The organism is Streptomyces sp. NPDC006296 (genome assembly GCF_040613235.1).
In the GTDB taxonomy this organism is placed as follows: Bacteria; Actinomycetota; Actinomycetes; order Streptomycetales; family Streptomycetaceae; genus Streptomyces.
In genome coordinates this window covers 1-15282 of sequence record NZ_JBEXRT010000022.1, presented here as the reverse complement: position 1 = coordinate 15282, position 15282 = coordinate 1, and the positions used below count along the sequence as shown (strand labels likewise).

At 72.3% G+C, this 15282-nt stretch carries 12 protein-coding genes and 1 riboswitch; of the genes, 4 read left to right on the top strand and 8 right to left on the bottom strand.

The window, feature by feature from the left end; translation table 11 throughout:
• Positions 1-363: 363 nt before the first annotated feature.
• Both ABZ172_RS17330 and ABZ172_RS17325 read left to right on the top strand, forming a co-directional pair.
• Positions 364-765, top strand: coding sequence for a peptidase inhibitor family I36 protein (locus tag ABZ172_RS17330; protein WP_356884578.1), 402 nt, complete (start codon positions 364-366; stop codon positions 763-765).
• A gap of 166 nt (positions 766-931) precedes the next feature.
• The gene (locus ABZ172_RS17325) at positions 932-1333 is read left to right on the top strand and encodes a peptidase inhibitor family I36 protein (protein WP_356884577.1); all 402 of its coding nucleotides are present in this window, start codon (positions 932-934) and stop codon (positions 1331-1333) included.
• A gap of 43 nt (positions 1334-1376) precedes the next feature.
• On the opposite strand, the gene ABZ172_RS17320 is transcribed toward ABZ172_RS17325, so the two are convergent.
• The 4 genes from ABZ172_RS17320 to ABZ172_RS17305 all read right to left on the bottom strand — a co-directional run bounded on the left by ABZ172_RS17320 (position 1377) and on the right by ABZ172_RS17305 (position 6984).
• A complete protein-coding gene (locus ABZ172_RS17320; protein WP_356884576.1) occupies positions 1377-2027 on the bottom strand; it encodes a thymidine kinase in 651 nt (216 codons plus the stop codon).
• A 53-nt stretch (positions 2028-2080) separates the two neighbouring features.
• On the bottom strand, positions 2081-3268 hold the full coding sequence (locus tag ABZ172_RS17315; RefSeq protein WP_356884575.1) for a nucleotide pyrophosphatase/phosphodiesterase family protein: 1188 nt from the start codon (positions 3266-3268) through the stop codon (positions 2081-2083).
• Positions 3268-3864, bottom strand: a complete 597-nt coding sequence (locus ABZ172_RS17310) for a DUF5998 family protein (RefSeq protein ID WP_205023592.1) — start codon at positions 3862-3864, stop codon at positions 3268-3270. Before ABZ172_RS17310 ends, ABZ172_RS17315 begins: the two co-directional genes overlap by 1 nt.
• 72 nt (positions 3865-3936) lie before the next feature.
• Positions 3937-6984 (bottom strand): GNAT family N-acetyltransferase, encoded by a 3048-nt coding sequence (locus ABZ172_RS17305; RefSeq protein WP_356884574.1) that lies wholly within the window; start codon positions 6982-6984, stop codon positions 3937-3939.
• Positions 6985-7149: 165 nt separating this feature from the next.
• On the opposite strand from ABZ172_RS17305, the gene ABZ172_RS17300 reads away from it, so the two are divergent.
• Positions 7150-7431, top strand: coding sequence for an HPr family phosphocarrier protein (locus ABZ172_RS17300; protein ID WP_356884573.1), 282 nt, complete (start codon positions 7150-7152; stop codon positions 7429-7431).
• A gap of 164 nt (positions 7432-7595) precedes the next feature.
• Here ABZ172_RS17300 and ABZ172_RS17295 read toward each other — a convergent pair whose 3' ends face one another.
• The 4 genes from ABZ172_RS17295 to ABZ172_RS17280 all read right to left on the bottom strand — a co-directional run bounded on the left by ABZ172_RS17295 (position 7596) and on the right by ABZ172_RS17280 (position 12500).
• A complete protein-coding gene (locus ABZ172_RS17295; protein WP_356884572.1) occupies positions 7596-8300 on the bottom strand; it encodes a GntR family transcriptional regulator in 705 nt (234 codons plus the stop codon).
• A gap of 244 nt (positions 8301-8544) precedes the next feature.
• Entirely contained in the window at positions 8545-9345 is an 801-nt protein-coding gene (locus tag ABZ172_RS17290) for a M23 family metallopeptidase (protein WP_356884571.1), read from the bottom strand.
• Between the two features lie 12 nt (positions 9346-9357).
• A riboswitch (cyclic di-AMP (ydaO/yuaA leader) is annotated at positions 9358-9526 on the bottom strand.
• 203 nt (positions 9527-9729) lie between these two features.
• Positions 9730-11112 (bottom strand): pitrilysin family protein, encoded by a 1383-nt coding sequence (locus ABZ172_RS17285; RefSeq protein WP_356884666.1) that lies wholly within the window; start codon positions 11110-11112, stop codon positions 9730-9732.
• Between the two features lie 26 nt (positions 11113-11138).
• Entirely contained in the window at positions 11139-12500 is a 1362-nt protein-coding gene (locus ABZ172_RS17280) for a pitrilysin family protein (RefSeq protein ID WP_356884665.1), read from the bottom strand.
• A 246-nt stretch (positions 12501-12746) separates the two neighbouring features.
• Between ABZ172_RS17280 and ABZ172_RS17275 the strand changes: the two genes are divergently transcribed.
• Positions 12747-15197 (top strand): DNA topoisomerase IV subunit A, encoded by a 2451-nt coding sequence (locus ABZ172_RS17275; protein WP_356884570.1) that lies wholly within the window; start codon positions 12747-12749, stop codon positions 15195-15197.
• The last annotated feature ends 85 nt before the right edge of the window (positions 15198-15282 follow it).

Genomic DNA, 15282 nt, shown 5'->3' with positions numbered 1-15282 from the left:
AAAGGAATTCTCCTGAACCGGTCGATGATACCGACCGCCGACGGCCTCCGCCGGCGCCTCGGGGAAAGTGGCACTCCGGTTCAACTGCGGAGTCGGCCCGGGCGGCAGGTGGAGCACCGGCGACGGATTCCGGGCACCAGGTCGGGCCGTACGCGCCGGCCGGCCCGGCGAGGAGAGTGCGGTCTCCGGGGCCGGCCACCCGTGGGACCGGCGGGGCGAGTGGCCACGGAGGCTCCGGACCGCGGGGAGGGACGGGGCGGGCCTCCGCGCCCGGCGCCTGGCACTCCTCTTCTATGCGGGCCCGGGCAGCGGTCATTACATTGGCGGGCGTCGATCTCCCTGCCGTGAAACGGAGTCAGGAACATGCGTGTTCGCTTACCGGCCGCCGTCGCCGTGACTGCTTGGGCCACCAGTGCGGTACTCCTCTCAGGAGCTCCCGCGCAGGCGGCCGAATCCGACTGCGGGTCGAATCAGATCTGCCTCTTCCAGGACTACGGCTACGGCGGAAGAATGCTGAACATCACCCGGATAGGAACCTGCATAGAAAACCTGAAGGGATGGGAGTTCAACGACATCACGTCCTCGGTGATCAACAACTCCCCCGTCACCGTGAGGCTGTACCAGGACATCGGTCACGGCGGGAAGTACGTCAGACTGACGCCGGGTGAGAAGATCGCCAATCTCAGCAGCGTGACCATCTACAACAACGACGGTTCGTGGTTCGGCGTGAACACCTTCAACGACCGGACGTCCTCGACCTGCTGAGGCGGCACGGCCGGGGACCGCCGCCGAGAGGCGTCCCCGGTGGCGCGCGCCGCGCGGTGATCCGGGATCCGCCGTTCGCGGCGCGCCTCCGTACGGAGCGGCGCGGCTTCCCGCGCATCCCTTCGCCCTCCTGCCACGCGCAGTGGCTCGACCGAAAAGGCTCCCCATGCGATCACGCGCGTTCTGCGTCGCCGCGACGGCGGCTCTCGCCCTCGCCGGGGCGACGCTCCCGGCCGCTCCGGCGACGGCGGCGGCATCGGACTGCGGACCGGGCCAGGTCTGCCTCTTCAAGGACTACGACTACAAGGGGCAGATGCTGGTCGTCGCCCGGTTCGGTCTTCCCCACCACGATCTGAAGGAAGACGGGTTCAACGACGTCACGTCGTCCGTGATCAACAATTCGGCCGTCGGCGTCCGGCTCCACCAGGACGTCTGGTACGGCGGCAAGTACATCGACGTGAACGCGGGCGAGCGGATCGCCGACATGAGCCGGGTGCACATCTACAACGCCGACGGCTCCTACTTCGGCGTGAACACCTTCAACGACCGGACGTCCTCGACCGACTGAGCCCGGTCCCGCCCGAGGGCGGGCAGGCTGTGAGGCCGGCGGTTCAGGCGGGGCCGACCGGCAGGACGTCGGGCGAGAGCGCGCCGGCGTGGGCGGACGCGCTCGTCATGCGGCGACGGTGATGGCGGCGGCAGAGGACCTCGTAGCCGATGTCCGCGGCCGGCCGGTCCACATCGCCGACCACGACCTGTTCGCCCTCGACCACCATCACCCCTCCCACGGTCCGGGCGTTGTGCGTGGCGCGGGCACCGCACCAGCACATCGCCTCGACCTGGAGGGTCTCCAGCCGGTCGGCCAGCTCGATCAGGCGCTGCGAGCCGGGAAAGAGCTTGGTGCGGAAGTCCGTGGTGATCCCGAAGGCGAACACGTCGAGGCCGAGGTCGTCCACGACACGGGCCAGTTGGTCGATCTGCTCCGGGGCGAGGAACTGCGCCTCGTCCACGATCACATGGTCGACCTTGTCGCCCTGGGACATCCGGCCCACGAGGTAGCCGTACAGATCCATCCCCGGCGCGGCCTCGACGGCCTCCGTCACCAGTCCCAGCCGCGAGGACAGCTTCCCCTCCCCCGCCCGGTCGTCCCGGGTGAAGATCACACCCTGCAGACCCCGCGCCGACCGGTTGTGCCCGATCTGGAGAGCCAGGGTGCTCTTTCCGCAATCCATCGTTCCGGAGAAGAACACGAGCTCGGGCATGAGGAGGTGGGTGCCTTTCGGGGGTGGGGGGTGCGAGGAGCGGAGAACGTCGGCTAGGAGCGTACTTCGAGCAGCGGTACCAGCTGTTCCACGGGGGTCAGCGAACCGTGCATGCCGACCATCGCCGACTCGTGCGGCTCGTTGACCGAGGCGGTGATCACCACGTCGTCATGGGCCGCCGCCACCACGTCGCCGATCCTGCCGTGGACCCGCTCGTCGACGTGCGGGCCGAACCAGCCCGCCGCGATCGCCTCGTCACGGCTCGCCACCCAGAACTGCTCGCCGAGCACCTCGCGCCAGACGGCCAGGACGTCCGACGCGGCGCCGGGGACCGCGTACACGTGGCGGGCCCGGCCCTCGCCGCCCAGCAGCGCGACTCCGGCGCTCAGCTCCCAGTCCTCGTCGAAGTCGATGCGGGACTCCTCGCCGAACGGCACGTCGATCATGCCGTGGTCGGCGGTGACGTACAGCGCCGAGCGCGGGGGCAGTTGCTCGGCCAGGCGCCGCGCGAGGCCGTCGACGTACATCAGCTGGCCCCGCCAGGCGTCGGAGTCGACACCGAAGCGGTGCCCCTGGCCGTCGACCTCGCTGTAGTACGTGTAGACGAGCGACCGGTCACCGGCGGCGAGCCGCTCGGCGGCGAGGTCCATCCGGTCCTCGCCGGTGAGCCGGCCGAGGAAGGACCCGCCGCTGAGCGCGACCTTGGTCAGGGGGGTCTGCTCGAAGCCGGGGGCGGAGACCTGGGCGGTACGCACACCCGCGGCGTCGGCCAGCTGGAAGACGGTCGGGTAGGGCTGCCAGGGCTTGAGGTCGGTCCACGGCCTCCAGCGCAGCTGGTTCATGAGCGCGCCCGTGTCCGGGTTGCGGACCGTGTAGCCGGGGAGGCCGTGCTCGCCCGGGGTCCGGCCCGTGCCGACCGAGGCGAGCGAGGTCGCGGTGGTCGACGGGAAGCCGGAGGTGATCGGCCGGCCGGTGCCGCCGCGCGAGGTGGGGAGCAGCGAGTGCAGGAAGGGCGCCTCGTCCGGGTGTGCCGTGATCTGCTCCCAGCCGAGCCCGTCGATCAGGAAGACGCAGTTCCGGTCGGCCGGGCTGAGCTCGGGGATCATCGCCTCGAAGCCGGGTACGCCCTGCCCCGCGGCGAGGGTCGGCAGCAGGTCGGCGAGCGAGCCGGTGCCGTACTCGGGTGCGGGCGCGGCCTCGGGGGCGAGCAGGACGGGGTCCTGCCAGGCGGGCTGGACCATCAGCGGGCGGTGGCCGCGGTCGCGGCCGTGGCCTCGGAGAGGGACTGGGCGAAGGCGAGGGTCTGACGCACGGTGTCCGGGCCGTCCCCGGCCTCGCTGACACGCAGGCTCAGGTCGTCGGCGGTGGAGCTGCCGGTGTAGCCGTGGTCGGCCTCGCAGTTGGGGTCGCCGCAGGCGGCGGGTTCGAGGTCGATGCGGGAGACGGCGCCCCAGCCGATGGTCAGGACGACCTCGCGGGGCAGTGTGCCGGGCACGTACTTCTCGGGGTTGGCGACCACGCGGCTGACCACGACGGACGAGATCCGGTCGAGCTTGACCGACTCGGTGGACGTCGTGGCGTAGGGCGTCGGGGAGCTCGTGTCGGCGGCCTGCTCGTCGGTGTGGCTGACGATGAAGCGGGTGTCCGTCAGGACGAGGACCGTGACATGGCGGCGGACCTCGTTGGAGTCGAAGGTGGTCTCCTGGTGCACCAGGTACGAAGCGACCGGCTCCCCGCCGACGGCGGCCTCCACCGCCTCGGCCACGAGGGCCGGGTAGTAGCCGCTGCGCTCGATCGCCGCGCGCAGCCCCTGGGTCGTCGTACCGGTCTTTGCCATGCGGACCATCCTACGGGGGGCGGGTGGCTGCCGGGGACGCCGTGCGCGGGTCCGTGGGCGGCCGGTGCGCCGTCAGTAGCTGGGGAGGCGGCGGGGGCCGAGGTCGGTGCGGGCGGGCGGCGGCGCCAGCCGGACGCTCGCCCCGAGGACCGCCAGGCCCTGGGTGGCGACGACGACGGGCTCCAGGGTGACCGAGACCACCTCGGGGTGGTCGTCGACGAGCCGGGACACCCGCAGGAGCAGCTCTTCGAGCGCCGCGGTGTCCGCCGGTGCGGCGCCGCGCCAGCCGAACAGCACCGGGGCCGCCCGGATGGAGCGGATCAGCTCCGCGGCGTCGCGGTCGGTGACGGGCACCAGGCGGTGCGCCGTGTCCCCCAGCAGCTCGGAGGGCGCGCCGGCCAGGCCGAACGAGAGGACGGTGCCGGCGGCCGCGTCGATGGAGGCCCGGACGACGGTGTCGACACCGCGGGGGGCCATGGCCTGGACGACGGGCCGGAGTTCGGCGGAGGTGCCGAGCAGGTCGGTGAGTTCGTCGTACGCCCTGCGCAGGGCGTTCTCGTCGACGAGGTCGAGCCGGACGCCTCCGAGGTCCGCCCGGTGCCTGAGGTGGGGTGCGGTGGTCTTGAGCGCCACCGGGTATCCGAGCTGCGCGGCGGCGGCGACGGCTGCCGCCGGATCGGGCGCGGGGAGCGCGGGCCGCACGGTCACCCCGTAGCGGGCGAGCAGTCCGCGCGCCTCGTCGTGGGTGAGCGGGCGGCCCCGGGGATCGGGGCCGGGGCCGAGCAGGGTGTCGATCAGCCTGGCGGTGCCGTGCTCGTCGATGGTCTCGTCCAGGAACGCGGGCACCTTCCCGGGGGCGGCCGCGTGGCGGCGCCACTGCGCGTACTTCACCACCTCGGCCAGCGAGCGGACGGCTCGCTCGGCGGCGGGGTAGGCGGGGATCCGCCCGGCGGAAGGACCGGCTCCGGCGGTGGTGCCCGCCGTGCCGGCGGCGGCGGTGCCCGTCGCACCGTTGCCGTCCCGGCCGCCGGTGGGGCCCGCCGCGTCGGTGGCGCCCCGGGCGCCGGTGGTGACGGAACCGTCGGTTCCGCCCCGGGTGCTCGCGCCCCCTCCCCGGGCGGTGCCGTCCTGTGCTGCGGGACCGGACGGGGGCGTGTCCGCACCCGGTGCGCCGGGAGGGGGCGCGTCCACGGCCGGTGCGGGGGCCGCTCCTTCCGCATCGGGAGCGGTGGGCCGGGGCGGGCCGGCCGTCCCGGTCGCGGCGGCGAGCGCCTGGGCGAGGCCGCCCATCTCCACGTGCACCACGGCGACCGGTTTCGCGGGACCGGAGGCCGCCGCCTCGCGCAGCGCGGCGGCCAGCACCTCGCCCTCACCGGTCTGCGGCTCGCCGTTCTCACCGACCCAGGGGATCGCCGTCACGATCACGGCGTCGCACGTGGGGTCGGCCAGCGCCTCCGCCAGCGCGTGCCGGAAGTCCTGCGGGTTCGCCCGGGTGGTGAGGTCGCGGGGCGGGCGCGGGCGCAGCCCTTCCGCCAGGCAGGCGTCGTAGGTGAGGAGGCCGAGCGACTCGGAGTTGCCCAGGATCGCCACCCGCGGACCGTCCGGCAGGGGCTGGCCGGCGAGGAGCAGGCCGACGTCGATCATCTCCGTCACGGTGTCGACGAGGATCACGCCGGCCTGGCGCATCAGCGCGGAGACGGTGGCGTCGGGGATACGGCTGACCGGTACGGCGTGGCCCGGCGGGTTGGTCCCGCTGTGCCGGGCGCCCTTCACCACGACCACGGGTTTCACGGCGGCGGTCCGCCGGGCGAGGCGGGTGAACTTGCGCGGGTTGCCGAGTGATTCGAGGTACAGCAGGGCGACGTCGGTGTCCGGGTCCTCGTACCCGTACTGCAGGAAGTCGTTGCCGGAGACGTCGGCCCGGTTGCCCGCGGAGATGAAGGCCGAGAGGCCGGCGCCCCTGCGGTGGAGACCGGACAGCAGGGCGATCCCGATGGCCCCGGACTGGGTGAAGAGTCCGATGCGCCCCGCCGTGGGCGACTCGGGGGCGAGGGAGGCGTTGAGGCGGACCGTGTCGGAGGTGTTGATGATGCCGAAGGCGTTCGGGCCGATGAGGCGCATGCCGTACGAACGTGCCTGCCGGACCAGGTTCCGCTGGCGCTCCCGCCCTTCCGCGCCGCGCTCGGCGTAACCGGCGGAAAGAACGACGAGGCCCTGGACCCCGTGTTCCCCGCAGTCGGCGACGGCGGCCGGCACCCGGTCGGCGGGCACGGCGACGACCGCGAGGTCGACCCGCCCGCCGATCTCGCCGACGGAACGGTGGGCGGGCACCCCTTCGACCGTGCCGAGGTCCTCGGCGAACGACGGGTTCACCGCGTAGGTGCGTCCGGTGTAGCCGGAGCCGAGGAGGTTGCGCAGCACGGTGCGGCCGACGCCGCCGGGTGCGCGTCCGACACCGATGACGGCGACGGATCCGGGGGCCAGCAGGCGCTGGACCGAGCGGGCTTCGGCGCGCTGTTCGCGGGCGCGCTGGACGGCGAGCGACTCGGCCGTCGGTTCCAGGTCGAGCGTGAGGTGGACGGAGCCGTCCTCAAAGCTGCGCTGCTGGGTGAACCCGGCGTCCCGGAACACCTTGATCATCTTGTTGTTGGCGGGCAGCACCTCGGCGGCGAAGCGGCGGATGCCCCGTTCCCTGGCGACCGCCGCGATGTGTTCGAGGAGGGCGGACGCCACACCTCGGCCCTGGTGGGCGTCCTGGACGAGGAAGGCGACCTCGGCCTCGTCGGCGGGCGCGGAGGCGGGCCTGCCCTGGCCGTTGATGCGGTCGTAGCGGACGGTGGCGATGAACTCGCCGCCGATCGTGACGGCCAGACCCACCCGGTCGACGTAATCGTGATGGGTGAAGCGGTGCACGTCCCGGGCGGAGAGCCGTGGGTACGGGGCGAAGAAGCGGTAGTACTTCGACTCGTCGGACACCTGTTCGTAGAAGCTGACCAGCCGCTCGGCGTCGTCCGTGGTGATGGGCCTGATGCGCGCGGTGCCACCGTCGCGGAGCACCACGTCCGCCTCCCAGTGGTCGGGGTACGCGTGATGCGGACTCTGCTCCGCAGTGGGCTCCATGGCCAAAGCCTACGACCCGGGACACCGGTCGCGGCGGGATCGCTGCACGGGCACGCTGAGGGGGCCGCCGGGGCGATGAGCGACCGGTGGCGGTACCGGGTACAGCAGCCCGCACCGCATGAGAGACTGGTCTAGACAACTCATCGTTACGTGAAGGGCAGAACCATGGCTGAGCGCCGCGTCAACGTCGGTTGGGCCGAGGGCCTGCACGCCCGTCCCGCTTCCATCTTCGTCCGTGCCGCCACGGCCTCCGGCGTCCCCGTGACGATCGCCAAGGCCGACGGCAACCCGGTCAACGCCGCGTCGATGCTCGCGGTGCTCGGCCTGGGCGCCCAGGGCGGCGAGGAGATCGTGCTCGCCTCCGAGGCGGACGACGCCGAGGTCGCCCTGGACCGGCTGGCGAAGCTGGTCGCCGAGGGGCTCGAGGAGCTCCCGGAGACCGTCTGACTCCGACCGCTCCGGGTCGGAATTCTTTCCGGACGAGCCGCGGCACCCTGACGGGGGCCGCGGCTCGTTCTTTTTCCCGGATGCGAGAAGAATGGTGAATACCTGGATCAGGGCAGCGGAAAACAGGCCCCCGATATTCACCCTCTTTGTATACGGCGTCCTTGTTAATGGCGGACGCCCGCGATGTTTACGGGATGTTGCGAATTCCTCACCCGGGCCGCACCCGACTGCTGCGCCGGCAGGTCCGCCCGGCGCAGCCGGTGGGCGGCCGTGGCCCGCTCCGCGTGCTGGACGGCGAGCGCCCTGGCCCGCTCCGCGTCACGGCGGGCGACGGCGTCGACGAGGGCACCGTGCTCGGCCCACGATTCGGCGGGGCGGGCCGGCTGCTCCACGGCGTACATCCAGGCGATCTTGTGCCGCAGCTGGGTGAGGAGCGCGATCAGCGCGGGGCTGCCCGACGCCTGCGCGAGCGTCTCGTGGAACCAGCCACCCAGCGACCGCAGGTCCTCGCCCTCCCCTCTGCGCACCCGCTCCTGACCCAGCCTGACCAGGCCGCGGAGCACCTTGAGGTGGGCCTCGGTGCGGCGCTGCGCCGCACGGGCCGCACCCAGGGGCTCCAGCAGCATGCGGATCTCCAGGAGGTCGGCGGCCTCCTGCTCGGTGGGCTCGGCGACGCACGCGCCGGCGTGCCGCCGGGTGACGACGAAGCCCTCGGACTCCAGAGTGCGCAGCGCCTCGCGCACGGGCACGCGGGAGACGCCGTAGCGGCGGGCGAGCACCTCTTCGGTGAGGCGGCCGCCCCGCTCGAAGACACCGGAGACGATGTCGTCACGGATTGCCGTGCATACCGAATGCGCGGGAATGCGCATGTCCGAACCTCCGCCTTAATCCCCGCGAAACGCGGCCGACCGACGCCTGTTCTGCGACTCTATTGCAACCGGCCCGAATTTCCGACGGCGGGGTGGAATCCATGGATATCTTTTGGCCGGGGAGCACTTCCGCGGGAGCTCCGGCGCACGGCCGCGCCGGGGTACGCCGAAGGCCCCGGCGGTGCCGGGGCCTTCGTGACGGGCGGGTGCATGCGAGAGGGGTGCGCCCGCGCGGTGCGTGGGGTCAGACCTGGACGCCGTGGGCGCGCAGGTAGGCGACGGGGTCCATGTCCGAGCCGTACTCGGGCGTGGTGCGGGCCTCGAAGTGCAGGTGCGGGCCGGTGGAGTTGCCGGTCGAGCCGGAGATGCCTATCTGCTCGCCCGAGCCGACGCTCTGCCCGACGGAGACCCCGATCGAGGAGAGGTGGCCGTACTGGGTGTACGTGCCGTCCTTCATCCTGAGCACGATGTTGTTGCCGTACGCGCCGCCCCAGCCGGCCTCGACGACCGTGCCGGAGCCGACGGCGACGACGGAGGTGCCGGACGCGGCCTGGAAGTCGACGCCGGAGTGGCTGCCGGAGGACCAGAGGGCGCCACCGGACTTGTACCCGGTGGTGACGTGGGAACCGGCGACGGGCAGGTGGAAGGCGTTCAGCCGGGCGCGCTCGGCGGCGCGGGCGGCACGCGCCTTCTCCTCGCGGGCCTCCTTGGCGCGGGCCTCGGCCTTGCGCTCGGCCTCGGCCTTCGCCTTCGCCCTGGCCTTCGCCTTCGCCGCGGCTTCCGCGGCGGCCTTGGCCGCGGCGTCGGCCTGGCGCTGCTGCGCCTTCGCCTGGGCCTCGATCTGGGCGGCGAGCGTGGTGTCGAGCGCGACGGTCTGGGTGAGTCCGGTTCCGGCGGCGGTCTCGGGGTCCGCGGCGAGTGCCGGGGAGGCGGTGGCGCCGATGACGCCGGTGGTGGCCAGGGCTGCGATGCCGGCGGCCTTGGCACTCTTGCGCGTCAGGCGGCTCGGGGCACGATGCTTCCCGGTGGCACGGATGAACGCCATGGAGGGGCTGGTCCTTTCCTTCCTTCTCGCCTACCGGGTTAGCTGACGGGTTCGGAGCAGGAAGGTCTCCTACGGGCCGCCGGCCCACTGACGAGGCACGGAGAACCGATTCACCCCAGGGACTTCACGGGTCCCCGGCTCCCCAGGCTCGCGCCTGACGGGGACTCGGCGATGGCTGTCCGGCGCCGCGGGCGCGGCAGTCGTCCGGCGGACAGCCGAGCCGACGCTAGAGCGGGGCACTTTCGGCCACCAAACGGAAAGGGCCTTTTGTCGCACATCCCACAGAATGAATGCGCCCATACCCCTTAAATCAGACAAAGACGGAACCCCCGGTGGGCCTGCGCCCGCCGGGGGTTCCGTCCTGTCCTGTCCCGCCGGGACCGGTCAGCCGGTGACGATCGACACCTCGCCGATGCCGAGCGCCCTGACGGGCTCCGCGATCAGCGCGGCGTTCCCGACCAGGACGGTGACGAGCCGGTCGACGGGGAACGCGCTGACCACCGCCGCGGTCGCCTCGACCGTGCCGGTGCCCGCCAGACGCGCGTACATCTGCGCCTGGTAGTCGTCCGGGAGGTGCTGCTCCACCTGGTCTGCGAGAGTGCTCGCGACGGAGGCGGCCGTCTCGTACTTCAGCGGGGCCACCCCCACGAGGTTCTGCACGGCCGTCTCGCGTTCGGCGTCGGTGAGCCCCTCGGACGCCAGGGTGCGCAGGACCTTCCACAGGTCGTCGAGCGCGGGGCCGGTGGACTCCGTGTCGACGGAACCGCTGATGGCGAGCATCGCCGCACCGGCCGGCCCGGACGAGGAGCCCGGCGCGGCCGAGCGCAGCACCTGGCCGAAGGCGCGCACCCCGTAGGTGTAGCCCTTCTCCTCGCGCAGGACCCGGTCCAGCCGCGACGTCAGGGTGCCGCCCAGGCAGTACGTGCCGAGCACCTGGGCGGGCCACACGCTGTCGTGCCGGTCCGCGCCGATACGGCCGATCAGGAGCTGCGTCTGCACGGCTCCGGGACGGTCCACGATGACGACGCGCCCGGTGTCGTCCGCGGTGATCGGGGGCACCGGCCGGGCCTGCCCGGCATCGCCCGACCAGTCGCCGACGGTGTCCGAGAGCAGCGCGTCCAGGTCCACCCCGGTGAGGTCGCCGACGACGACCGCCGTCGCGGTGGACGGACGGACGTGGGCGTCGTAGAAGGCGCGCACGGCGGCGGCGTCGATCCGGCCGACCGTCTCCTCCGTGCCCTGGCGCGGACGCGACATCCGCGCCGTGGCGGGGAAGAGCTCCTTGGAGAGCTGCTTGGCCGCCCGGCGGGCCGGGTTGGCCTGCTCGTGCGGGATCTCGTCGAGCCGGTTGCCCACCAGCCGCTCGATCTCGCTCTCCGCGAAGGCGGGGGCCCGCAGGGACTCGGCGACCAGGCCGAGCGCCTTGGCCAGCCGGGAGACCGGGACCTCCAGGGACACCCGCACCCCCGGGTGGTCCGCGTGCGCGTCCAGGGTGGCGCCGCACCGCTCGAGCTCGGCGGCGAACTCCTCCGCCGAGCGCTTGTCGGTGCCCTCGGACAGCGCGCGCGCCATGATCGTGGCGACGCCGTCCAGCCCCTCGGGCTCGGCGTCCAGCGGGGCGTCGAGGAAGATCTCCACGGCGACGACCTGCTGGCCGGGGCGGTGGCAGCGCAGCACGGTCAGCCCGTTGGGCAGGGCGCCTCGCTCGGGCGCGGGGAAGGCCCACGGCCGGGCCTCGCCGGCGGTCGGCTGCGGGTGGTACTCCATCGCTACTCCAGTCACGGCGGCGTCGGTCACTTGTCGGCCCCCTCGTGCGCGTCGGTGCCGTCGGCACCGTGGTTCTCCTCGGCCGGTTCGACCGGCTCGTAGACCAGGACCGCACGGTTGTCGGGGCGCAGGTGCGCCCGGGCGGCGTCCTTGACCTCGTCGGCCGTCACGTCGAGGACGCGGCCCACGGCGGTCAGGGCGAGCTGGGGGTCACCGAACAGGACGGCGTACCGGCAGAGTTCGTCGGCGCGGCCGGAGACGGTGCCCAGCCGGTCCAGCCACTCGCGCTCCAACTGCGCCTGGGCCCGCTCCATCTCCTCCGGGGTCGGCCCCTCCTCGGCGAAGCGGGCCAGCTCCTCGTCGACCGCCGCCTCGATCTGCGGCACCTCGACACCGCCGGAGGTCTTGACGTCCAGCCACCCCAGCGAGGGGGCGCCGGCCAGCCGGAGCAGCCCGAATCCCGCGGCCACGGCCGTGCGGTCGCGGCGGACCAGGCGGTTGTGCAGCCTGGACGACTCGCCGCCGCCGAGCACGGTCAGCGCCAGGTCCGCGGCGTCGCACGCGCGGGTGCCGTCGTGCGGCAGCCGGTAGGCGGCCATCAGGGCACGCGCGGGGACCTCCTCGTGGACCACCTCGCGCAGCTGCTCGCCGATGGTGCCGGGCAGCGTGCCGTCCCGCGGGGGCTGCTTGCCGTCGTGAGAGGGGATGGAGCCGAAGTACTTCTCGATCCAGGCGAGCGTCTGCTCCGGGTCGATGTCGCCGACGACGGAGAGCACCGCGTTGTTCGGCGCGTAGTACGTGCGGAAGAACGTCTGCGCGTCCTCCAGCGTCGCCGCGTCCAGGTCGGCCATCGACCCGATCGGGGTGTGGTGGTACGGGTGGCCCTCCGGGTAGGCGAGCGCGGTGAGCCTCTCGAAGGCCGTGCCGTACGGGACGTTGTCGTAGCGCTGGCGGCGCTCGTTCTTCACGACGTCCCGCTGGTTCTCCATGGACTCCTCGTCGAGCGCGGCGAGCAGCGAGCCCATCCGGTCGGCCTCGAGCCACAGGGCCAGCTCCAGCTGGTGCGTGGGCATCGTCTCGAAGTAGTTGGTGCGCTCGAAGCTGGTCGTGCCGTTCAGGGAACCGCCGGCGCCCTGCACCAGCTCGAAGTGCCCGTTCCCCTTGACCTGGCCCGAGCCCTGGAACATCAGGTGCTCGAAGAGGTGCGCCAGGCCGGTGCGTCCCTTGACCTCGTGCCGGGAGCCGACGTCGTACCAGAGGCAGACCGCGGCGACGGGGGTCAGATGGTCCTCGGAGAGCACCACGCGCAGGCCGTTGGCCAGGCGGTGCTCGGTCGCCGTCAAGCCGCCGGAACCGGCCTGGGCTGTGGCCGTGTGACCCATGGGCATGTACGTCCCTTCCATCGGTACAGGATTTCCTGCCGGACCTGCCACTCTAGGCAAGCGCTCGGGGACCCGGCGAAGTTCCCGCCGGGTGAATGTTGTCGTAGATGCTGCCGTAATCAGGGGCTCCGTGCAGGGCGCGGGGGCCGCTTCGGACGGGTCGAGGTCCGCGTTGTCGGTACGGCGGTCCACAATGGTCGGCGTCAGAACCTGAGGTTGCCCGACAGAATCTGTGAAGGAGTCGCAGCCGCGATGGCCCGCCGCAGCACGAAAACCCCGCCGCCGGACGACTTCGAGGAGAAGATCCTCGACATCGACGTCGTCGACGAAATGCAGGGCTCCTTCCTCGAGTACGCGTACTCGGTGATCTACTCCAGGGCTCTGCCCGACGCCCGCGACGGCATGAAGCCCGTGCACCGCCGCATCGTGTCCCAGATGAACGAGATGGGCCTGCGCCCCGACCGCGGCTACGTGAAGTGCGCGCGCGTGGTCGGCGAGGTGATGGGCAAACTGCACCCGCACGGCGACGCGTCGATCTATGACGCACTGGTGCGCATGGCACAGCCGTTCTCGATGCGCCTGCCCCTCGTGGACGGGCACGGCAACTTCGGCTCGCTGGGCAACGACGACCCGCCCGCCGCCATGCGGTACACCGAGTGCCGGATGGCCGACGCCACGTCGCTGATGACGGAGTCGATCGACGAGGACACCGTCGACTACCAGTCGAACTACGACGGCCAGGAGCAGGAGCCGGTCGTCCTCCCGGCGGCGTACCCGAACCTCCTGGTCAACGGCGCCTCCGGGATCGCGGTCGGCATGGCGACCAACATGCCCCCGCACAATCTCGGCGAGGTCATCGCCGCCGCCCGCCACCTCATCCGGCACCCGGGCGCCGACCTCGACACGCTGATGCGCTTCGTCCCGGGCCCCGACCTGCCCACCGGCGGCAGGATCGTCGGCCTCGGCGGGATCAAGGACGCCTACGCCTCCGGGCGCGGCACCTTCAAGATCCGGGCCACGGTCGCCATAGAGAACGTGACGGCCCGCCGCAAGGGCCTCGTCGTCACCGAACTGCCCTTCACCGTCGGCCCCGAGAAGGTGATCGCCAAGATCAAGGACCTGGTCGGCTCGAAGAAGCTCCAGGGCATCGCGGACGTCAAGGACCTCACGGACCGGGCGCACGGCCTGCGCCTGGTGATCGAGGTGAAGAACGGCTTCGTGCCCGAGGCCGTGCTGGAGCAGCTCTACAAGCTGACGCCGATGGAGGAGTCCTTCGGCATCAACAACGTCGCCCTGGTCGACGGGCAGCCGCTCACCCTCGGGCTCAAGGAGCTCCTGGAGGTCTACCTCGACCACCGCTTCGACGTGGTGCGCCGGCGCAGCGAGTTCCGCAGGACCAAGCGCCGCAACCGGCTGCACCTGGTCGAGGGGCTGCTCGTGGCGCTGCTCGACATCGACGAGGTCATCCGCCTCATCCGGGACAGCGACAACTCCGCGCAGGCGAAGGAACGCCTGATGGAGCGCTTCTCGCTGAGCGAGATCCAGACCCAGTACATCCTGGACACCCCGCTGCGCCGGCTCACCCGCTTCGACCGGATCGAGCTGGAGACCGAGCGCGACAAGCTCTCCGAGGAGATCGCGGAACTGACGGCGATCCTGGAGTCGGACGCCGAGCTGCGCAAGCTGGTCTCGTCCGAACTGGCCGCCGTGGCGAAGAAGTTCGGCACCGAGCGACGCACGGTGCTGCTGGAGTCGGCGGGTTCGCAGGTCGCCTCGGTGCCGCTGGAGGTCGCCGACGACCCGTGCCAGGTGCTGCTGTCCTCGACCGGGCTGCTGGCCCGTACGGCCAACGCCGAGCCGCTCACCCAGACGGAGGACGACGGACGGGCGAAGCACGACGCGATCGTGTCGGCCGTCCCGGCCACCGCACGCGGCGACGTGGGCGCGGTGACGTCCACCGGACGGCTGCTGAGGCTCTCGGTGATCGATCTGCCGCAGCTGCCGGACACCCATGCGGCTCCGAACCTCTCGGGCGGGGCCCAGATCGCCGAGTTCCTCACGCTGGAGGCGGACGAGGAGCTGATCTGCCTCACCACCCTGGACGAGGAGGCGCTCGGCCTGGCCATCGGGACCCTGCAGGGGGTGGTGAAGCGCGTGGTGCCCGACTACCCGGCCAACAAGGACGAGTTGGAGGTCATCTCGCTGAAGGACGGTGACCGGATCGTGGGCGCGACGCAGCTGCGCACGGGCGAGGAGGACCTGGTCTTCATCACGTCCGACGCACAGTTGCTGCGCTACCCGGCGGCATCCGTGCGCCCGCAGGGGCGCGCGGCGGGCGGCATGGCGGGCGTCAAGCTCGCGGAGGGCGCGACGGTCCTCTCCTTCACCGCGGTGGATCCGTCCCGGGACGCCGCCGTGTTCACGGTCGCCGGGTCGCACGGCACCCTCGACGACTCCGAGCGGACGTGGAAGCTGACCCCGTTCGACCAGTACCCGCGCAAGGGCCGGGCCACCGGCGGGGTGCGCTGCCAGCGCTTCCTCAAGGGGGAGGACGTCCTGGTGTTCGCCTGGGCGGGGCGGACCCCGGCGCGGGCCGCGCAGAAGAACGGCGCACCGGCCAGGCTTCCGGCAGCGGATCCGCGCCGCGACGGTTCGGGGACGCCGCTGACCAGCCAGGTCGCCGTGATCGCCGAGCCCCTCTAGGGACCGGCGGAACGGGGGCCGCGGTGTCCGGGACGTCTGTCGCCCGGGACACCCCCCCCCCGAGGAACCAGCGACCGGGGGGCCC